This window comes from Paenibacillus macerans (assembly GCF_900454495.1).
In the GTDB taxonomy this organism is placed as follows: Bacteria; Bacillota; Bacilli; order Paenibacillales; family Paenibacillaceae; genus Fontibacillus; species Fontibacillus macerans.
Genome location: NZ_UGSI01000001.1, coordinates 3,853,437 through 3,872,254 on the forward strand (window position 1 = coordinate 3,853,437; position 18,818 = coordinate 3,872,254).

An 18,818-nucleotide genomic window follows, 5' to 3' on the forward strand; every position below is an offset into this window, starting at 1 on the left:
TCAAGCATAAACATAAGTCCCAAAATGACTATCCTCAACACCGTACGTGATTAAATGGGACATATCCAGTAATAGCTCTTGATCGGGATTTCGGTAGTAGGTTATATTTCCGGCAACATAATAATCGGGAACCATCCTTTTTACTTCCTTGCTTGGTTCAATATATCCGTCCTCTTTTAGACTCCATACTTTGGACAATCTAAGTACGGCCGGTTTCTCGCATTTATCCTTGCATGCCGGATAGCTCAAACTATGATACTGGGCTTGACTGCAGATTCTGCTGGAAGATCCGATGATCGTATTTAAATGGACTATGATATCGAATCCGTTTTGCGCAATTTCTTTTAATCCCTCCGCATTTTTATGGTTTGCACTAAGATGAGCTCCTTCGATCCCCATGTCCTTAAACATTTTAATTTTCCTGGGGTCATTCAGCGCGAAACCATTCATGTATTTTTTGACGAAGTCTTCCTCATTTCTGTTCAGATGATCCGACCAAGGACAATCGGAGAACGATTTGGTCAATAACCTCCCGAGGTAAAACTTTATATTTGAGTATTTATACTTGTTCGCAACGTAATAAAGCACGCCGTAATCATTAAAAGTTATTGAATCTATGGCGTTCGCGGAAATCAAGTCATCTATCGCATCCTTGGCCAATTGCAAGTTCATTTGCGACACAAGAGGAGTAATGATATGGATTTCCATATCTTTAATCTTATTTTTCAGATCAACAATTTCATTTTTATGCGGCAGTTTGTAAATACATCCCTCGCTTCCAAGAAAAAGGCATTTATTTTTGTTCATCTTTTCCCATTCAACCTCATCATATTTGCGTATAAAAAGTCCTGTCTTCATTCCATCACCGATCCTATTTCGTTGATTTTTAAATTTTCCGTAATGAGTGCACATTTTCCGGAGCTAAATTTAAAATTCCGCGCGGCCAAGTTCTCTCTGCAAACGCAACTATTTATACAAAGAGAGTAATCATCGCAATTCTGGCATAAGCTGTTTACTGATTTAACAATTCTGTATCCGTCAAAATATCTGGATTCCTTCCAGATCCAAGACAAGGAATAATCGCGGACATTGAAACCCGAAGCAGCGGAACAAGCACAAGCAGCCGTATCGCCGCTTTCGGTAACGTAGAGCATATACATTCCGCCCTCGCAAATTTGCAGCGGTTTCTCATCCTGCAAAAACGACTGCGGCGCGGAAATATACAGCCTTTGTTTGAGCTCCTCCCTCCTTTCTTTGATTAATGCCAGTGCATTTTTCAAGTCCGACACATCCAATTTGATCTCATTCCATATATTCTTGGCATCCCCAACCGGCATCACCGGATAGAAGTAAACACTATATAGTTTATTCTCTAAACAGAATTTAATTATCTCATCGATGAAACCAATACTTTCATTTGTCAAAACGCTGCATATGCCCAAACGGATACCGTAATCCATTAATCCGCTTATTTGTTTAATATTCTTTTCAATATATTGGTTCCGGACTCTATCTTCGTAAAACTTACAACTCATATTGTAGGAGACCTGAACTTCATCCAGATGCGAATTAACTATGGATTGAAAATATTTGTCGATATGGTACCCGCTTGTCAACAATACTTTTCTTTTGTAACCTAAGTCAGATGCGTAACCAATTAGTTCAAAAGTTTCCTCCGCAACTTCATCATGCAAAGGTTCCCCGCCTGTTAAAGCGATCGTTTGTGCTCCCAACTCATAAGCTTCGTAAATTACTTTTTTCTTTTCCTCTAAAGATAACTGTTCTGAGGGGTTATATTCTTTCTTGCTGCAATATGTACAATTAAACGGGCATTTATGGGTAACGGCCAACTCTAATTTCCCTAAAGAAATAAATTCGTTAGTTTTTTTCGCGGCAGAAACGGATCTGGCGTAATTCAATATCTTCACGGGATTATAAGAATAATGTTTGTGCAACTCTTTTTTCCTCGGTTCAAACTTCAGAAATTGTTCTTCAACCAGTTGATTCAATAGATCGTTAATTTCATGGATGGACATATCGAAGTCGGCATCATATCTCCGGATGTTGTCACTTACCTCCAAAGAATTATTCATTCCTTCCGAAAACAAATATACCAAGAGCTGATTAAAATTTACTTTCCTTTCTCTCCCGTACTCCGTGACAATCTTAAAATCGTTATCGCCCATCTTAAACAGGCCTTGCTTAGGTTGGGAGAATGAAAATTCGAAATTCGATAAACTCAATTTTTTCACCCGCATTCGTTTCAAAAGTTAAACTTTCTTCCAGTTTGTGGTTAATACTCTTTACTATAATATACCTCTAAGATTATGTGTTCAAATTACTTTTATGTTTGATTTTGTAATAAAAAGCAATATAAAGTCAAAAGTTATTACTATTTTGTGAACTCAGTTCAAACTTAATAAAAAAACTGCATCGTCTTTGGATTAAGACAACACAGTTTTTGCCAAGATGTGTACAAGGCTTTTTCTTTTGCAAAAGCCAGGGCGATTCCGACGATGATCAGGAACAAAATGACACAAAGGAATGCCGATCATCCGGCGTCATAGCATTAAGTGGTATAAGATGCGCCGACTGGCTGGAGACAAATGGATAGGCCGATTGTTTAGCTTTTTCACATCCGCTCAGGCCTGATGGGGCCTTGGCGAATACTCTATTTCCGAGAATCAAGGATAAACAAAGATGCATCATAACCCATGAATATTTTACTTCCGGTATAGAAAGTTTTAGATTGAATATCCCTGTATCCGATTTTTGTCATCATGTCAGTTAACTCTGCCTGATCAAACCCGTTATGGACCATATCAGAAACTATTTTTTCATTTTTATTAAAATCTACGATTAGTAAATGTCCGCTTTCATTTAGAACCTCATATAATCTTGATAAAACTAACTCAACATCATGAATATGGAGTAAAACCTGAGCCATAAAAATATTGGTATTTGATGATACCTTTGCGATTTGAATTCTTTCAGAGGTGTCATACTTATTAGCTATCATCTCAAACTTATCCGTATTCCCCATTATTAACACCAATAAACCTACAGATATTTCAAGGCGATAGCCATAAGGGGCTGTGCCGCAGCAAGGGCGTCCCTCCTGATCCATCTGACCCAAGGCAGTCTTGGTTTTTCTTACTTTCCGACAATTTATTGCTCAACTACCCCAAAATCATCCACATAAACATATGCTGTGCCAGGCTTCTTGTAAGCATACACTGTTGCCCTGGTAGCGCCTGCTCCGGTTGTAAAAGGAATGTTTACCATTGTCCATGATGTACTGTCAGATGTTGCAGATGCATCCGTTCCTTCAAAGCCATTAACGCCAATCTGAATCTGCTCACCTATGTCTGCCTTCACCCAAGCGGTACACACATAGCTGGTATTAGGACTTAGCCCTGTAAGTACCTGCTCGATACCATCTTCTCCGGGTCCCAATCTAACACTCTTAGAGCCGCTTCTTGGTACCGGTACGCTTACAGCAGTATCTGAATATGTTGCTGCCCATGGTGAGATTATCCCTTTCTCGAAATCAGATTGCCTTACGTTATTAACATAAAGTAAGCTGACACTCTCAAAAACCGGGTCCGGAGGTGAAGAAAAATCATGCCCGGCCGTCCAGTCAGTTCCACCGAACTCATATGCTCCAATATCCGGGGCCGCACCAACATAATCATTCGTGATTCCGGATATTACAACCCCTGCATTAATAGCTGGAGAAGTGGACTGCAGCCTGAAATCATATGCTGTGGGATTCACAAATAACGGATTGGTTTCTGAGGTAATATTATTTCCCTCTATATGAGTACCAGGCAGTTTAAAGGCTGTAGTAAAGATATTGTTGAAAATTCTGTCGCCGTACATATCTGACTGAAAATTACTTCCCCAATATCCTACATTTCCGTTACTGTAGGTGGTATTGTTATATATCAGGTTAAAATTACTGGGTGTATTCAATCTTATCCCTGTATAGTTTCCCCATACAACATTATGATGCACAATATAGCCCTTGCTACCGTTATCCAGATAGATACCCGTGCCGGAATAATTCTTTGCCAGATTATCATGGATGTAATTATGATGAATTACCGTCCCTTGCCCATCCCAGGCAAATTCATAGAGTATTCCGCAGTCTTTTGTCAGCTTTCCTGCATTGTACAGATTATTATATTGTATCCGGCTGTTTTGGGTAGGCATAAATATCAGGTGACGCCCAGCGTTATATACCGTATTATGACTGATTAGATGGTTTGCCCCCAATAGATAGATTGCCGGAATATCCGCTGCCGAATAATTGGCTTCATGAATAAGATTATTAATTACTTTATTTCCTGTTCCCTCTATACTCACCAGATTACCGGAACTGTAGGTCAAAGTACTGTCTCTAAGCTCATTATTGGTACCGGACATAAATATCCCTGTACTGTATTGTCTGGTAACATCCGAATCATGACTGACATATTCCGCAATCATATTAGAAACTTTACAGTAATTAGAATTAGACATTTTAATGCTGGAGGCAAAGATATTAATTCCGGTAATATTTATGTAAGAGCGGGAACTTAAATCAAATGCATAAGTCCGCTTCTTTGCTTCTACTGTCAAAGTATTCGGATCAACTCCACCAGGGGCCCATAAATAAAGTCTGCCAGTAATGCTGTCATAATACCATTCTCCCGCACTGTCAAGATCTTCAAGATTACCAGTAATATAATAGCTGTTACCGCCTGTCGCTGCAGCAGCCATTTGATCAAAGGTAATGGAGCCGTCCCTTGAGCCGGTAATGGTACTTTTATAAGATTTATAGCCTGTTCCCGGAACACTCCAAACCGTTTTGCCAACCCAGTATCCAGGTGCCTGAGTTAAGTCCCCATCCTTGATGGTTGTAGTGGAGCCGGAATCAACGGTTGCATATGTTGAATTTAAGGGATCAAGTGTTGGTGAATTGGGCCATCTGGCTTCAAATTGCAATTGCTTATTAACAAATATCTGATTTTTTGTTCCAAGGGAACCCGTCATTTCCGCATAATAGATGGATCCGGAGTAATTTTCCCAGCCAGTAACCGGATCGGCACCGGATACCGTTACGTTCTCTCCTGTATAAGCCTTAAAGTTTATGGGATTTGCAGAAGTTCCGGAAGTATGAAGTGTTACTGTTTCCCGGTATGTACCACCTCGTATGATGCAGGTATCTCCGGCTTTCATGGTATCTGCTGCCTTTTGTATGGTTTTCCATGGATTTGATAGTGTACCGGTTCCAGTAATGTCATTCCCCGTTGTAGAAACATAATATACGGAATTTGCCTTTACAGTTTTCCCACCCAGATTAAAAGCAAATACATAAATCATCATAATTACAACTAAAAATCTAATGCCTATTCTCTTATTCATAGCTTACCTCCTGTAATGAATTCTATTTTTAGATACGGCTTCTACGCCTCGGCTTAAGTTCACTGCTAGGTATGTTCTAATATAGAAATTTATGTATATAAGCCCTAATTATTTAATCGACTTATACCGACTTAAAGTTTATGATTCGTGAAAATGCGATCATCGAGGAAGCGGAAAACACCTCAAACTATGAGCCGGGATTATTCGGGCATGCCGAATTCAACCTTGTTCATAAACTGGTCAACAAGTACCCGGATAAATTATATTTGGCAAAAGAAAAGACAGCCCTGCGGCTGTCGTCGAGTTTTAGCTTTGGATGGTGATGTAGGGAGTACATTTTTGCTTACTGTCTCAGCACTTTGACTTCTTCCATAGACAACCCCGTTGCTTCCGAAACAGTTTGCAGATCTACCCCTTTGTTCAGAAGTCTGATGGCAATTTCTTTGCTTGTTTCCGTCTTGGCTCCCTCAATTCGGGATTTCTCATCGCTCAGCGCCTTCATTCGGGCGTCATAAGCCATGCGCGCTGCCCGATCCTGGCTCAGAAACTCCAGCGTATCCATCGCTTTTTTCAGCATCGGCTCCTTCATCGTCAGCACCTCCCAATTTGATTTATCTACACCCTTTAAAAACAGCAGCCAGTTCACCAGACCGCCTTCTTCAAGCTCTGCTGCATGCTCATTCAGCTTGGTCAGCTCGATGATGTGAATCTCAATATCATCTAGGAGCAGTGTACGTTTTTCCATATTGATACGGGTTGAACAATTGCATTTCGATATTCAAAAGTTAGCCCTTGGCTGTCTTGGCCTTGATGTCCATAATCGACTGCTTATCATTCGGACTGTCTGGCTCAGTGTAAGGGTTGAGCAGTACAATCTCGGTTAGCGGCGATTCGCCTGCCTCGCGAAACGTGCTGTTCAAAAAAGCCAGCAACACATCCTTATTACGCTCACTTCCAAAAATTCGCTTGAAGATCACATCGACACGCGGATCCAGCAGCTCGAACATGCGCATCTCACTCCATTCCTTATTCCCTTAAAAGCGGACCGCCAAATGTAAGGCGATCCGCTTCCGGCTTGCTTCATTAGAAATTAAATTGTTCGACGTTTTCTTTCGTAAATTCGGTCGGCGGACCCATGATGACCGTTTTGTTGTCCGATTTCACTTGAATTTTGCTTACGCCCGGCACCTCTTGCCCATCGGTCGGAAGCTTGCCGCTAACCAAGTCTTTCGCTAAGGAAACCGTCAAATAGCCGAGGCTTTCCGGGTTCCAGAGCAGCGCGGAAGACATCGAACCGTCCAAGATGTACGGCTTCGAGTCGGTCGGCAGAGACGCGCCGACGAGCGCCACTTGGCCTTGCAGGCCTTTCTCTTGAATCGCTTGCGCCGCGCCGAGCGGAGCGACCGTCGAGAACGCCATAATTCCCTTCAAATTCGGATATGCTTTTAACAGGTCGAGCGTTTTTTGGTAAGCGACTTGCTGCTTCTCGTCGGTCGCGATTTTATCATTGACGAGCTTCAAATTCGGGTATTTTTCTTCCGCTTGCTTTTTCGCCCAGTCGATCCACGTATTGAGGTTCGCCGCCGACATGCCGCCGGTCAAGATTGCGATTTCGCCGGAATCGGTGCCCATTTTTTCGACCAATTTATCCGTTACCGTGCGTCCGAAGATTTCGTCGTCAATTTGATGAACGGACAAATCGACGACCGATTGATCCGCAGGCGTATCCCAGTCCATCACTTTGATGCCTTGTTCTTTTGCGCGCTTGAGCACCGGCGTGAGCGATGCCGGGTCGTTCGGCGCCACCGCGATGACGTCGACTTTTTGCGAAATCAAGTCTTCAATGATTTTGACTTGCTGTGCCGCATCCGCTTGGGTCGGGCCCGTGTATATCACTTTGACGCCAAGATCTTCGCCCGCTTTTTTCGCGCCGGTCTCCGATGCGTTAAAGTACGGGATGCCGATCACTTTCGGCACGACCGCGATTTTGATCTCCCCGCCCTTCTCCTCTTGTCCGCCGCCAGACGTCGCCGAATTCGTGCCGCAGGCCGACAGCACGAGCATGCTTGCCAATACTGTCGCAATAACACTGGAAAACTTCTTCATCTCTAATTGCCCCTTCCTTTTCTTATAAGAATGAATTTATGATTCATGCCCTTCGAGAGATGGACAGGATCAATTTAAGCCGATGCCTTCGAGCTCAACGCTTGTTTTAAAGCTTTTTTGCTTACCTGCTTGGCCGAGAAATAATTCAGCGTCAGCACGGCGATCAAAATGATGCCCATCAGAATGTCGACGATCGTCCGCGGCACTCCAAGCAAGTTTAGCCCGTTGGACATCACTTGGAAAATAGCAACTGCGAACACTGTGCCGACCACTTTTCCGTAACCGCCCGAAATTTCCGTTCCGCCGAGTACCGAAGCAGAGATGGTAAGCAGCAAATACGAGGAACCCAGGTCGACCTTCGCCGAATTGTAGCGCGAGATCATAATCAGCCCGGCGATCGCCGCCATAAATGCCGAGAACAAATAGACGCCCATTAACACTTTCTTGACATTAATGCCGGAAAATTGGACGGCGATCGGATTGATGCCCACTTTATATACGCTGCGCCCCCACGGTGTCCGGTTGAGCATCACCGACGTGATTACCGCAATCACCGCAAAAATGATGACTGGCAGCGGAATCGGGCCAACCGACACGTTGCCGAGCAAGCTGAAAGATTCCGGAAAACCGGAGATGGCGTTGCCCTTCGTAATCGTCAAAATAACGCCTTCGAACAGTACCATGCTTCCGAGCGTGACCAAAATCGGCGAGATGCCGATGACTGAGACGAAAAATCCGTTAAGCAATCCGCACAATAGCGCGATCGCGACGCCGATGGCGACCGCCAGCGCCGTTGGCATGCCGGAAGCCAAGCCAAGTGCGGACATAACACCGGCGAAGGCGGCGGTGTATGTGATCGATAAATCGATGCCGGAAGTCACAATGACAACCATCATGCCGAGCGCCAATATGCCAAGCTCAGGCAATTGGAACATCATGTTGCTCAAGTTGTACGGGTCCAAAAATCCCGGTGCAACAACCGCCATAAGAATGAACATTCCGAGTAAAATGACACCGAGTATCGATTCTTTGGAAAATTTGAATTTCATTCGCCGCTCCTCCCTACTCCTGTACTTCGACTTTCATCAGTTTCGACTCGGCGCGTTTGCGCTGAATGACATCATAGCTGACAGCCGTCAAGATGACGATACCGACGACGATTTTTTGCCAGTACGTATCGATGTGCGTCAGAATGAGACCGTTTTGCATGACGCCGAGCAGCAACACGCCGAGAAACGTCCCCCACGCGGAACCGCTGCCGCCGAGAATGTTCGCACCGCCGATCACGACTGCGGAAATGACGGTCATTTCGAAACCGAGCATACCGTTTGGGTCGACCGACTTCGTATACATCGTCTGCGCCATCGCCGCGACGCCCGCCATAAAACCTACGTAGCCATATACGAACATCTGCGTCCGCTCCAAGCTTATGCCGGCGCGCACCGCGGACACCGGGTTGCCCCCAATCGCGAATACGGAACGGCCGATTTTGGTATGCTTCATGACATACCAGGTCAAAACAGTGATGATCAGCATCAAATAAACCAATATCGAAATGCCGGCGATTTTTAGATCAGCGAACCGGATGAAAACTGCCGGGAAGTTGCTGCTGTTCATGTACATGCCGTTGGTGAAATACAAAATACTGCCATTGATAATGCTCATCATGCCGAGCGTGGCAACGATCGGCGGAATTTTCACCCTCGAAATGAGTAAGCCATTGATGAGTCCAAACACGATGCCGCACAAAATTGAAACCGCAAACGCGATGATTACGGACAACGGCGAGTCCGGCAGCCTGGCCATCAAATGCCCTGTAATGACGATGGATGCACTCGTGACGGCGGCCACCGACACGTCGATCCCGCCCGTAATAATTACCAGCGTCATTCCCATTGCCAAAATGGCAAGTACGACGTTCGCTTTTAAAATATCATGAAGATTGCCGCCCGTTAAAAAGACGGGATTCATGACGCTAAGCACGACGCATAAAAACAGCAGAACCGCGAGAATCCCCGTCTCTTTGGAACGAAATAACGCTTTCACTTCTTCCACCTGCCCCTTATTCTTACAATCCTAAGCGTTTTGGGTTTGTTGGTGATGCGAGCCCAGGACCGCCAGATTCATAATTTTCTCTTGCGTCGCTTCTTTGATGTCGAGCTCACCGGATAGGCGTCCTTGCCGCATGACGAGGATGCGGTCGCTTACCGCGAGCACTTCCGGCAGTTCGCTGGAAATGACGATGATGCCCATGCCTTTGTTGAGCAGCCGCCGCAGCAACCGGTGAATTTCCGTCTTCGCACCGATATCGATGCCGTTGGTTGGTTCGTCGATAATCAATATTTTCGGTTCGGTTGTCAACCATTTGGCGATGACGATCTTCTGCTGGTTGCCCCCCGACAATTGCCCGGCGTTCATCTCCGGCATCGGCGGACGAATGTCGAGAATTTTAACGAAATCGCTCGCAAGCCGCTCTTCTTTCGCCCGATCGAGGAGGCCGAGCTTATTTTTCATCTGGCCCAACACCGTCACCGAAATATTGTCGATCATCGATTGGCGCAAAAACAGCCCTTGCGTTTGCCGGCTTTCGGGGATATAAGCCATCTTGTGCTTCACCGCGTCGCCCGACGATTTAATGTCGACTTTCTTGCCCGAGATGTAAACGACGCCGGAGTCCGGCTTGTTCAGCCCGAATAACGCCTGAGCGAGCTCCGTCCGCCCCGAACCGACGAGACCCGTAATGCCGACGATTTCACCTTCGCGCAGCGTAAACGAAATGTCTTTGAAGTTGCCGCGCTTCGACAGCCCTTCGACGCGAAGCACTTCCGCGCCCGCTTGTGACACGTCCAGCCGTTCTACCATCTCGATTTTCCGGCCGACCATCAATCCGATCAATTTGTCCTCATCCAGTTCTTCTTTGTCGTAACTGCCAACGAATTTGCCGTCGCGCAGGACAGTGAACCGATGTGCAACTCTGAACAACTCTTTCAATTTATGGCTGATATAAATGATGGCGATGCCTTTCGCGCGTAAATTTTCGATGATTTTATATAATTGTTCTACCTCGCCCGATGAGAGCGATGAAGTCGGCTCGTCCATGATGATCAGCTTCGAGTCGAAGATGAGGGATCGTGCGATCGCCACCAATTGCTGTTTCGCAATGCTCAGTTTTTCCAGCGGCATGGACACGTCAACCTCAAGTCCGAGCTCAGCGAGCGCCTGCTCCGCAAGTATTTTCATGCGGCTCCAAGGCACCCGTGACAATGCTTTACTGGCGCTTTCACGACCGATACAGATGTTTTCGGCGATCGATAGGTTCGGAAATAAACTCAAATCCTGATAAATCATCGCTATACCGCGAAGCGTCGCATCGATCGGCTTTTGGAATTGCACTTTTTCCCCTTCGAACACGATGTCCGCTCCGTTGTCCGGTCGCTCGGCTCCAACCAATATTTTCATTAGCGTCGACTTGCCCGCTCCGTTTTCGCCGATCAAGGCGTGCACCTCGCCGGGCTTAATGGCCAGCTGTACGTTGTCCAGCGCTTTGACCCCGGGATACGTCTTGCTTACACCGCGCATTTCCAGCAAATATTCCATTACGATACACCTCCCTCGTTTTTCCGCACATCAACGGGAATCCCGTGTTCTCGGCAAAACGCTTCCAATTCGGTCCGCGTCGGCAGGCCTTTTTGCGCCCCGAGCCGCGTCACTTTCAACGCGCTCACCGCGGTCGCGAACCGCGCCGCTTCCGGAAGTGTCGCGCCGTCGTCCAATGCAGCGGCCAAAGCGCCGGCAAACGAATCGCCCGCTCCCACCGTGCTGACCGCATCGACCGGAATACCTTCGATCCTGAAGGCTTGCCCTTCCGTGTATAGTACGGAACCTTGTTCCGCCATTTTAATGATGCTGCTCTTGACGCCTGCTTGTTCGAACCTTTTCGCCGCTTCGTTCGCCGACGCCTCGTCGGTGACGTCGATGCCGGTCAAATGTCTCGTCTCTTGCCTGTTCGGCGTTATAAGATCCGCATGTTTCACCATGTCAAGCGTTAAACCCTCCGCTGGCGCGGGATCCAGGATGATATAAACGCCATGCTTTTTCGCGGTCTCCATCGCGTACAGAACGACGTCATGCGGCACCTCCATTTGCACGAGCAGCACGCTGCTCTCTTTAATCCGTTCTTCGCATGCGTCGATGTGAGCCTTCGTCAGCCGCTCGTTCGCGCCTTTGATGACGATCATCGTGTTCTCCGCTGTCTCGTCAATCGTCACGATAACCGTGCCCGTCGAAGCTTCATCCGTCCTGGCGAGCAGGGCGTCGCTGACATTGTTATCCTTTAACGACTGTACGAGCAGGTCGCCGGCCTGATCGTTTCCGACACAGCCGATCAACGCTACACTCGCTCCCAGCTTGCCGCATGTGGCAGCTTGGTTCGCACCTTTGCCGCCCGGCAACATCTCGACCGATTTACCGATTTTCGTTTCGCCATAGAATGGGTATTTATCAACTACCGTAACGACATCCATATTGATGCTGCCGACCACTGTAATCATCGAATTATCCCCTTTTTTTATCCGGGTAGCTTCATATTGAGCCGTTTTTGTTCTCCCGCAATAAATTGTTTCAACGCAATCGTGTTTTTCTCTAAGTCATTGCCACAGAACAAACTGGATGTGCCGCACACGAGCATATCCGCCCCGCGCTCCAACACTTTCGGAATGGTATCGTAACTAATATTTCCATCGACTTGAATTTTTACGTCGACTTTCCGGCGGTCGATCAACGTTTTAAGGTCGGATATTTTTTCGTACATGCTCGGAATAAACTTTTGGCCGGCAAATCCCGGATTCACCGTCATGAGACAGACATAGTCCGTCACGTCCAGAACGTATTCCAACACCGCGAGCGGCGTCGCTGGATTGAGCGCCACGCCAGCCTTGAGCCCGAGATTGCGAATTTGCTGCAGCCCCCGTTGGAGATGAGTCTTCGTCTCTGCGTGAATCGAGATCATGTCGGCACCCGCACTCGCAAACAATTCGATGTATCTCTCCGGTGCTTCCACCATCATGTGAACGTCGAACGGTTTCTTCGTGAGTCCGCGCAACGATTTCACCATGTCCGGCCCCATCGTAAAGTTCGGAACGAAATTCCCGTCCATGATGTCGAAATGATAATAATCCACTCCCCCAAGTTCCAACTGCTCGATATTTTCCTGCAGTTTGCCGAAGTTGGCGCACATGAGGGACGGCCCGATGAAAGCCATTTCTCCCACTCCCTTACTGACCTCTTCTTGATCCAAAAGAGGTTCTCTCTGTTTTTTTATTTGAACCACATTGAAAACGCGTTCATATCTGCATTTTACACTATAATAATCTTTGTTTTCAACATTTATTTTTTTGATTCAAACAAAAAAAGACCGAATGCAATGCTAGCACCCGGTCACTTACGTCTATTTTTCAGCGATTCCAAGGAGTGTTTAAGACGTTGTTACGATGTTTATTCCTTTGTTTTGCAACAATTGCACATCAGCGTTCGCCATTTTTGTGTCCGTAATCAACAAATCCACTTCTTCAAGGCCAAGCAGGCGGATCAATGATTTTTTTCCAAATTTGCTGCTGTCCGCCACCAAAATATGTTGGTCCGAGATGTTCAATATTTTCTCTTTCAACCTGGCGTGCGACTCGTAGGGTTCGCTCACGCCGCGCTGGTCGTCGAACCCTTGGCAGGAAAAGAAAAATTTGTCCACATGATACGCTTCTACCATATTTTCCGCCGACATGCCGGTGATCGCCATCGAATCGCTGTCGAAGTTGCCGCCGATCAAAATGACGGCAATCTCTTTTTTCTTGATCAGCTCGTTGACAACGGCCAGCGAATAGGTCAACACCGTCAGCGGCCTGTTCGGCAAATGCTTAACGAGCTGTAGACACGTCGTACTGGCATCCAGAGCGATGATTTCCCCTTCTTCGACAAGGGAAGCGGCGTATTTGCCGATCGCTTCTTTTTGTTCCAAATGAATCGATTCCCTCTGCAATACCGGCGGTTCGAACCCTTTCTCTTTCGGCACGAGCACCGCTCCGCCGTGCGTCCGCAAAATGACGCCATCCGCCTCCAGCCGGTCCAAATCCCGCCGGATCGTTTCTTCCGTAACGCCAAATAGCTTGCTCAAATCCGCCACTTTCGCATTCCCGTTTTGTCTGAGCAATTTTACAATCTCTTCTTTACGATTTGTAGCCAAGGATGAACCTGCCTTTCCGCCCGAAACGTCCCGATCCCGGCGTCACCGGCACAAACATAAAATCTTCGTTTCACAGAAAAAACTGTGTTTAAAAATAAAACGACTCTACCTCAATATACCAAAATTGTTCCATTTGTTCAATTTTATCTTCTTTTCCGAATTTCTCTTTCATTATACCAAAGATATGTGTGCGCGTAACAACAAGGCGGCCTTTCCAACAAAAAAAGGATTCCGTATGTTTGATTCATCCATAATTCACAACTTAGAAAAATGTTTCACAGCTTTTATATTAATGGCAATAACTATGATCATATACTAGAACTGGCTTAAACCTTTATTTTATAGAGCTTAGCGAGCCCGCCTTCTGCAGTTTCACGGTAACGGCTACTCATGTCCAAGCCTGTTTCATACATGGTCTGTACAACCAGATCAAAAGATATTTTACGGGTATTTGACAAGAAATTTGCCAGGCTCAGCGCATTGATCGCCCGCATGGCAGCCACGGCGTTCCGCTCGATGCAAGGGATCTGAACAAGTCCGTTAATAGGATCACAGGTCAACCCCAAATGGTGCTCCAACGCTACCTCCGCTGCATACTCAATCTGGTCAATCTCCATACCAGACAGTTCAGCCAGCGCAGCCGATGCCATAGCAAGCCGTGCCTACCTCCGCCTGGCAGCCGCATTTAGCACCGCTGCGGGTCATTAAGAACAAGTCTTTGTACTTCTCCGAGTATTCTTCGAATCTTGTAGGTCCCACCATGCATCTCTCGGACATTCCGATCCCTCTTTAGCATAAAATGTCATTCTTTCTTAAAGGGAATATAGCAAAGAGGCTGTTTGGTCTTTAGCATTATCGTTAAAGACAAGTACAGCCCCTCTGCCATTATTCCTTCACTTTCAACGCCGCCAATGGACTGCGATTACACCTCTTTGCCCATTAGACGTCCTTGCATTTTTTTCAGCCGCTCCAGAGCTCCTTCTTCATCAATGGCCATGTCATACATTTGGTGGGCAAGCTGGAACCCTTGATCACTGACCAGAGCTTGTTTCCATGGACGGGATATAATGGAATGGGACAGATGTCTCGTTGAACGCGGCGCCTGCATGATCATCTCCGCAAGCTCCCATGCGCGGGGAAGTAGCTTTTCGCGGGGCAGAACTTCACTAACGATGCCCAGGTCCAATGCGGTTTGACCATTGATACTCTTGCCGGTGTATGCGTAGTATGCTGCTTTCTTGAAACCGATCATGTTCTGCAGCGTAAGCAACATTCCATCTCCGGGAGGTGTGCCTCCCAGATAATGCGGATCAAAAAAGTCCGCGTCTTCTGTACAAATGGTAATATCACAGAGAGTTGCGAGTTCACAGTGCGTTCCCGGCCCGTTGACCGCCCGATGGTCGGGATGTCAATGCAGAAGATCAAATTTTCAAGCACAAAAATCGCATTTTTCAGCCCCATTTTTTGCTCATTTTTCACCCAAAAGCCACTACATATTGTGGTACAACCCATCTATTTCTTCTCTTTACCACAATACGTCATCATTATCACTGCTTCAACATGCACCGTATGCGGGAACATATCGACCGGTGTGACCTCGACCGTCCGGTATCCGCCGTCCTCAAGGATGCGTAGGTCGCGGGCCAGGGTCGCGGGGTTGCACGATACGTACACCACTCGCTCCGGCTTCATTTCGAGGATCGTGTCGAGGAGTCGCGGGTCGCAGCCTTTGCGGGGCGGATCGACGACGATAACGTCGGCTTCGATGCCCTGCTCCTTCCAGCGCGGGATAACATCCTCCGAGGCGCCAACCTCGAATTTCACGTTGGTCATCCCGTTCAGTAGTGCATTGCTGCGCGCATCCTCAATCGCCTCTTTGACAATCTCGACCCCGTACACCTGGTCTGCATGCTGAGCCAAAAACAGCGAAATCGTGCCGATGCCGCAATAGGCGTCAATGACCGTTTCCTTGCCGGTCAACCCGGCGTACTCCACCGTTTTGTTATACAGAACCTCCGTTTGGACCGGATTCACCTGATAAAAAGAACGCGCCGAGATGGCAAACTGTACCTTGCCAATATAGTCATAAATCACGTCTCGCCCCCAGAGGACACGCGTTTCGTCTCCGAAGATGACATTGGTCTGCTTCGTGTTCACGTTTTGGCAGATGCTGACAACCTGCGGGATTTGCTCCCGGATGAGGCCGATCCAGGTGTCGGCATGTGGGATGTCCCGCCCGTTGGTGACGAGGACCAGCATCATCTCACCCGTGCGGAACGCCTTCTTCACGACGACATGGCGCAGCAAGCCGCGCCCGGTCTCCTCGTTGTAGGCGGTGACGCCAAGCTGGCGGCCGATCGCTTTGACGCGGGAAAGGACATCGTCGTTATGTTCGTGCTGAATCAGGCACGTTTCCATATCGATGATGCGGTGACTGCCCCGCGCGTAAAAGCCGCCGACCAGGCCGCCTTCGGTGACGCCGATCGGGACCTGAGCCTTGTTGCGGTAGCGCCAAGGCTCGTTCATGCCAAGCGTCGGGCGGACGACAATACCTTGCTCCGGCACGGTGTTGCCATCGGCGCTACCAGCGGCTCCATCCGTACCGAAGCCGCTTGAAACTAAGCCTTCGGCAGCAGCCAAGCCCTCGCCAGGTGCGGCCTGCACCGCTTTGGTTGCGTCTCCGCCCGCCGCAATGGCTCTCCCGTGCATACTGCCGGCCGAATCGGCCGCCCCGGAAGGCGCGGTTACCGACTGTGCCGCTGTGGGCACCACGCCTGACTCGGCCGGCTGCGCCGCCCTCGCTACGCGCAGCCGGCCAATCCGCTCCAGCGCGTCGACGACATGCTGCCGCTTCCATGCCAGCTGCGCTTCGTAGCTCAAGTGCTGCAGCTGGCACCCGCCGCACTGGTCGTAGATCGGACAGGGCGCCGGCACGCGGTCCGGACTAGCCTGCACGACGTCAAGCAATTTGGCATAGCCGTACTGCTTTTTCGTCTTCAGCACCCTGACCCGGGCTTTCTCCCCCGGCAGCGCCCCGGCCACGAACAGCGTGTAGCCTTCGGCCCGTCCCACGCCCTCCCCGTCGTGATTCATCCCGATGATGTCGATGACGAGTTCATCGTTTTTCGCGACAGGAAGCCCGGGAAGTTCAGCTACGGCTGCGGCTTTCCGTATATGCTTCTCCCCGCTGCCAGCCGCTTGTCCCCTACTTCCAGGGGGGCGCTCGCTTCCGGAGCGCCGCCCGCCTTTCCCGGTACCTCCGCCTGCTCTACCGCCGGAACCGGCATTGAAGCTTTTTCGTTGCTTAGTCATGGAACTGCTCCTTCACCTTTTGCCAAAAATTTATTCGAAAAGCTCGAAGGCTTCTTTTACCTCGAAACTTGTTGGTTTGTCTATGCGCTCACTATCATCATCATAACCCAAGCCCGGCCAATTGTATCCAAACTTTAAGTCCATGTGCGATCCGCTCCTCCCCGTTTGGTTACGAGCCAGTAGATGCTACCCCCAAAAAAACCGGCTCAACCTAGAAATCAGCGTACGACAGCCAACTGCCTACCGCATGACCGACCATCGCTGGCCTTCAAAATAACGGCGTTTTAAGTACTTATTATCCGGAGTCCTAGCGTGTTCACCTACATTAACGACATTTTATGTACTTATTTTCCTATGAATGGTCCAGAAAACAGGCATTTTCTTGCAACGTGGGAAAATAGCGGCATAAATTGCCTCTACTTCTCTCAAATGAACGGATTTAGCCGGAATAACGTACATTTTTGTCCTTATTTTTGGGGGCTGGAGAGTTTCTGGTAGCAACCTTTTTTTGTACAGTCAATATGCAGTCAATGTGCAGTCAACCTACAGTCAATATACAGCGAGCGGGCGGTCAGTATGCATTCCCAGCGTGCGGTCAGCTTACAGTTCACGTGCAGTCAGTTATGCAGTCACTACAGCCAGTACGCAGCAAGCGTACAGTCCACATACAGCCAACGTGCAGTCAGCATACGGTTGCCTGCAACTAGCACACAAACCGTCAACTCGCGGCCAGCATACAATCAGCCCCCAGCCAGCACACAACTCGTTAACATGCCGCCAGCGTACGGCTCGTCAACATGCGCTCAGCGCACAAATCCCCCGCCATCCCGGCGGGGGAGCCTACGCCATATTAGTGCTTCTCCTAAGCACTAAGCAAATATCCGCAAATGCTGCGGCAAAACCTCGAACACGCCCGGCAGCTCGCCGCCCAGCTCCCCGTCGAGGTTAAGCTGCACGCGGGCCGGCGAGGTGACCTCCATCCGCCGCGTCTTGAAGTACAGCACGTGCGGATCGCTGAAATGATCGCCGCGCAGCGCCATCGTCACCAGGCGGATGAATTCCGCCAGGTTGCATTTCTTGAGGGCGATGACGTCCAGCAGCCCGTCGTCGATGCGCGCATCCGGCGCCAGCTTCTCGAAGCCGCCGACCGAGTTGCTGTTGGCGATCAGGAACAGCATGAATTCGCCTTCGATGACCTCGTAGCCCTCAGCATGAAAAATCAGCTCCGTCGGCGACAGGCTGGCCATCTTTTCAATGCCCTTCATATAATAAGCGAGCTGGCCGATCAGCGTCTTCAACCGGCTGGGGACCTCGTAAGTCAGTTCGGTCAGCTTCCCGCCGCCGGCGATGTTGATAAAGTGACGGCCGTTGACCTTGCCGATGTCGATCGGCCTCGTCTTATTCTCGATGACCAGGTCGCAATAATCCTCCCAGCGCCTCGGTATTCCCATGGCCCGGGCGAAATCGTTGGTCGTTCCCAGCGGAAAAATGCCGAGCGGCGGCAGATTGCTTTTCCCGGCCATGCCGTTCACGACCTCGTTCAGCGTACCGTCGCCGCCGGCCGCTATGACGATATCGTATCCGCGTTCGACCGCCTCGGCAGCTTCGCGCGTAGCGTCCCCCGCCCCTGTCGTCGCGTGGCAGGACGTTTCGATGCCGTGGCGATCCAAACGCTCCAGCACATCCGGCAAAATGCGCCGCATTTCTTCCCTTCCCGAGGTGGGATTATAAATCAACCTAGCTCTTTTCATCCCTA

16 protein-coding genes and 1 pseudogene are annotated in these 18,818 nt (G+C 48.6%); all 17 read right to left on the reverse strand.

Annotated elements, in window-relative coordinates; translation table 11 throughout:
* Positions 1-858: a hypothetical protein gene (locus tag DYE26_RS17275; protein ID WP_036625766.1), complete on the reverse strand. Its 858-nt coding sequence runs from the start codon at positions 856-858 to the stop codon at positions 1-3.
* Positions 855-2,258 carry a radical SAM protein gene (locus DYE26_RS17280; protein ID WP_036625768.1) on the reverse strand — a complete coding sequence of 468 codons (1,404 nt, stop codon included), beginning with the start codon at positions 2,256-2,258 and terminating at the stop codon, positions 855-857. Before DYE26_RS17280 ends, DYE26_RS17275 begins: the two co-directional genes overlap by 4 nt.
* Before the next feature lie 413 nt (positions 2,259-2,671).
* On the reverse strand, positions 2,672-3,127 hold the full coding sequence (locus DYE26_RS17285; protein WP_230877193.1) for a class I SAM-dependent methyltransferase: 456 nt from the start codon (positions 3,125-3,127) through the stop codon (positions 2,672-2,674).
* 41 nt (positions 3,128-3,168) lie between these two features.
* Positions 3,169-5,409 (reverse strand): right-handed parallel beta-helix repeat-containing protein, encoded by a 2,241-nt coding sequence (locus DYE26_RS17290; RefSeq protein WP_036625774.1) that lies wholly within the window; start codon positions 5,407-5,409, stop codon positions 3,169-3,171.
* A 343-nt stretch (positions 5,410-5,752) separates the two neighbouring features.
* Positions 5,753-6,416 (reverse strand): annotated as a pseudogene (locus DYE26_RS17300) (Rpn family recombination-promoting nuclease/putative transposase).
* Positions 6,417-6,492: 76 nt separating this feature from the next.
* The gene (locus DYE26_RS17305; RefSeq protein ID WP_036625778.1) at positions 6,493-7,515 is read right to left on the reverse strand and encodes an autoinducer 2 ABC transporter substrate-binding protein; all 1,023 of its coding nucleotides are present in this window, start codon (positions 7,513-7,515) and stop codon (positions 6,493-6,495) included.
* A gap of 74 nt (positions 7,516-7,589) precedes the next feature.
* On the reverse strand, positions 7,590-8,564 hold the full coding sequence (locus DYE26_RS17310) for an ABC transporter permease (RefSeq protein ID WP_036625780.1): 975 nt from the start codon (positions 8,562-8,564) through the stop codon (positions 7,590-7,592).
* Between the two features lie 13 nt (positions 8,565-8,577).
* A complete protein-coding gene (locus DYE26_RS17315) occupies positions 8,578-9,561 on the reverse strand; it encodes an ABC transporter permease (RefSeq protein ID WP_036625782.1) in 984 nt (327 codons plus the stop codon).
* 30 nt (positions 9,562-9,591) lie between these two features.
* Positions 9,592-11,112 (reverse strand): sugar ABC transporter ATP-binding protein, encoded by a 1,521-nt coding sequence (locus tag DYE26_RS17320; protein ID WP_036625783.1) that lies wholly within the window; start codon positions 11,110-11,112, stop codon positions 9,592-9,594.
* Entirely contained in the window at positions 11,112-12,065 is a 954-nt protein-coding gene (gene rbsK / locus DYE26_RS17325) for a ribokinase (RefSeq protein ID WP_051985686.1), read from the reverse strand. Before rbsK ends, DYE26_RS17320 begins: the two co-directional genes overlap by 1 nt.
* 17 nt (positions 12,066-12,082) lie before the next feature.
* A complete protein-coding gene (gene rpe / locus DYE26_RS17330; protein ID WP_036625786.1) occupies positions 12,083-12,775 on the reverse strand; it encodes a ribulose-phosphate 3-epimerase in 693 nt (230 codons plus the stop codon).
* A 213-nt stretch (positions 12,776-12,988) separates the two neighbouring features.
* Entirely contained in the window at positions 12,989-13,750 is a 762-nt protein-coding gene (locus DYE26_RS17335; protein WP_036625788.1) for a DeoR/GlpR family DNA-binding transcription regulator, read from the reverse strand.
* A 326-nt stretch (positions 13,751-14,076) separates the two neighbouring features.
* Positions 14,077-14,400, reverse strand: a complete 324-nt coding sequence (locus DYE26_RS17340) for an L-serine ammonia-lyase, iron-sulfur-dependent, subunit alpha (RefSeq protein ID WP_036625790.1) — start codon at positions 14,398-14,400, stop codon at positions 14,077-14,079.
* A complete protein-coding gene (locus DYE26_RS34260) occupies positions 14,378-14,527 on the reverse strand; it encodes a hypothetical protein (protein ID WP_227872715.1) in 150 nt (49 codons plus the stop codon). Before DYE26_RS34260 ends, DYE26_RS17340 begins: the two co-directional genes overlap by 23 nt.
* A 145-nt stretch (positions 14,528-14,672) precedes the next feature.
* On the reverse strand, positions 14,673-15,095 hold the full coding sequence (locus DYE26_RS17345) for an enoyl-CoA hydratase/isomerase family protein (protein ID WP_306436776.1): 423 nt from the start codon (positions 15,093-15,095) through the stop codon (positions 14,673-14,675).
* A gap of 167 nt (positions 15,096-15,262) precedes the next feature.
* Entirely contained in the window at positions 15,263-17,062 is a 1,800-nt protein-coding gene (gene rlmD / locus DYE26_RS17350; RefSeq protein WP_082207930.1) for a 23S rRNA (uracil(1939)-C(5))-methyltransferase RlmD, read from the reverse strand.
* Between the two features lie 869 nt (positions 17,063-17,931).
* A complete protein-coding gene (locus tag DYE26_RS17355) occupies positions 17,932-18,813 on the reverse strand; it encodes a diacylglycerol kinase (protein WP_036625792.1) in 882 nt (293 codons plus the stop codon).
* Positions 18,814-18,818: the final 5 nt, after the last annotated feature.

What these genes read in the sequence shown, in the direction of transcription:
- DYE26_RS17275 (WP_036625766.1), bottom strand. Translation starts at nt 858, where the DNA reads ATGAAGACAGGACTTTTTATACGCAAATATGATGAGGTTGAATGGGAA.
- DYE26_RS17280 (WP_036625768.1), bottom strand. Translation starts at nt 2,258, where the DNA reads ATGCGGGTGAAAAAATTGAGTTTATCGAATTTCGAATTTTCATTCTCC.
- DYE26_RS17285 (WP_230877193.1), bottom strand. Translation starts at nt 3,127, where the DNA reads ATGGATCAGGAGGGACGCCCTTGCTGCGGCACAGCCCCTTATGGCTAT.
- DYE26_RS17290 (WP_036625774.1), bottom strand. Translation starts at nt 5,409, where the DNA reads ATGAATAAGAGAATAGGCATTAGATTTTTAGTTGTAATTATGATGATT.
- DYE26_RS17305 (WP_036625778.1), bottom strand. Translation starts at nt 7,515, where the DNA reads ATGAAGAAGTTTTCCAGTGTTATTGCGACAGTATTGGCAAGCATGCTC.
- DYE26_RS17310 (WP_036625780.1), bottom strand. Translation starts at nt 8,564, where the DNA reads ATGAAATTCAAATTTTCCAAAGAATCGATACTCGGTGTCATTTTACTC.
- DYE26_RS17320 (WP_036625783.1), bottom strand. Translation starts at nt 11,112, where the DNA reads ATGGAATATTTGCTGGAAATGCGCGGTGTAAGCAAGACGTATCCCGGG.
- rbsK (WP_051985686.1), bottom strand. Translation starts at nt 12,065, where the DNA reads ATGATTACAGTGGTCGGCAGCATCAATATGGATGTCGTTACGGTAGTT.
- rpe (WP_036625786.1), bottom strand. Translation starts at nt 12,775, where the DNA reads ATGGCTTTCATCGGGCCGTCCCTCATGTGCGCCAACTTCGGCAAACTG.
- DYE26_RS17340 (WP_036625790.1), bottom strand. Translation starts at nt 14,400, where the DNA reads ATGGCATCGGCTGCGCTGGCTGAACTGTCTGGTATGGAGATTGACCAG.
- DYE26_RS34260 (WP_227872715.1), bottom strand. Translation starts at nt 14,527, where the DNA reads ATGTCCGAGAGATGCATGGTGGGACCTACAAGATTCGAAGAATACTCG.
- rlmD (WP_082207930.1), bottom strand. Translation starts at nt 17,062, where the DNA reads ATGACTAAGCAACGAAAAAGCTTCAATGCCGGTTCCGGCGGTAGAGCA.
- DYE26_RS17355 (WP_036625792.1), bottom strand. Translation starts at nt 18,813, where the DNA reads ATGAAAAGAGCTAGGTTGATTTATAATCCCACCTCGGGAAGGGAAGAA.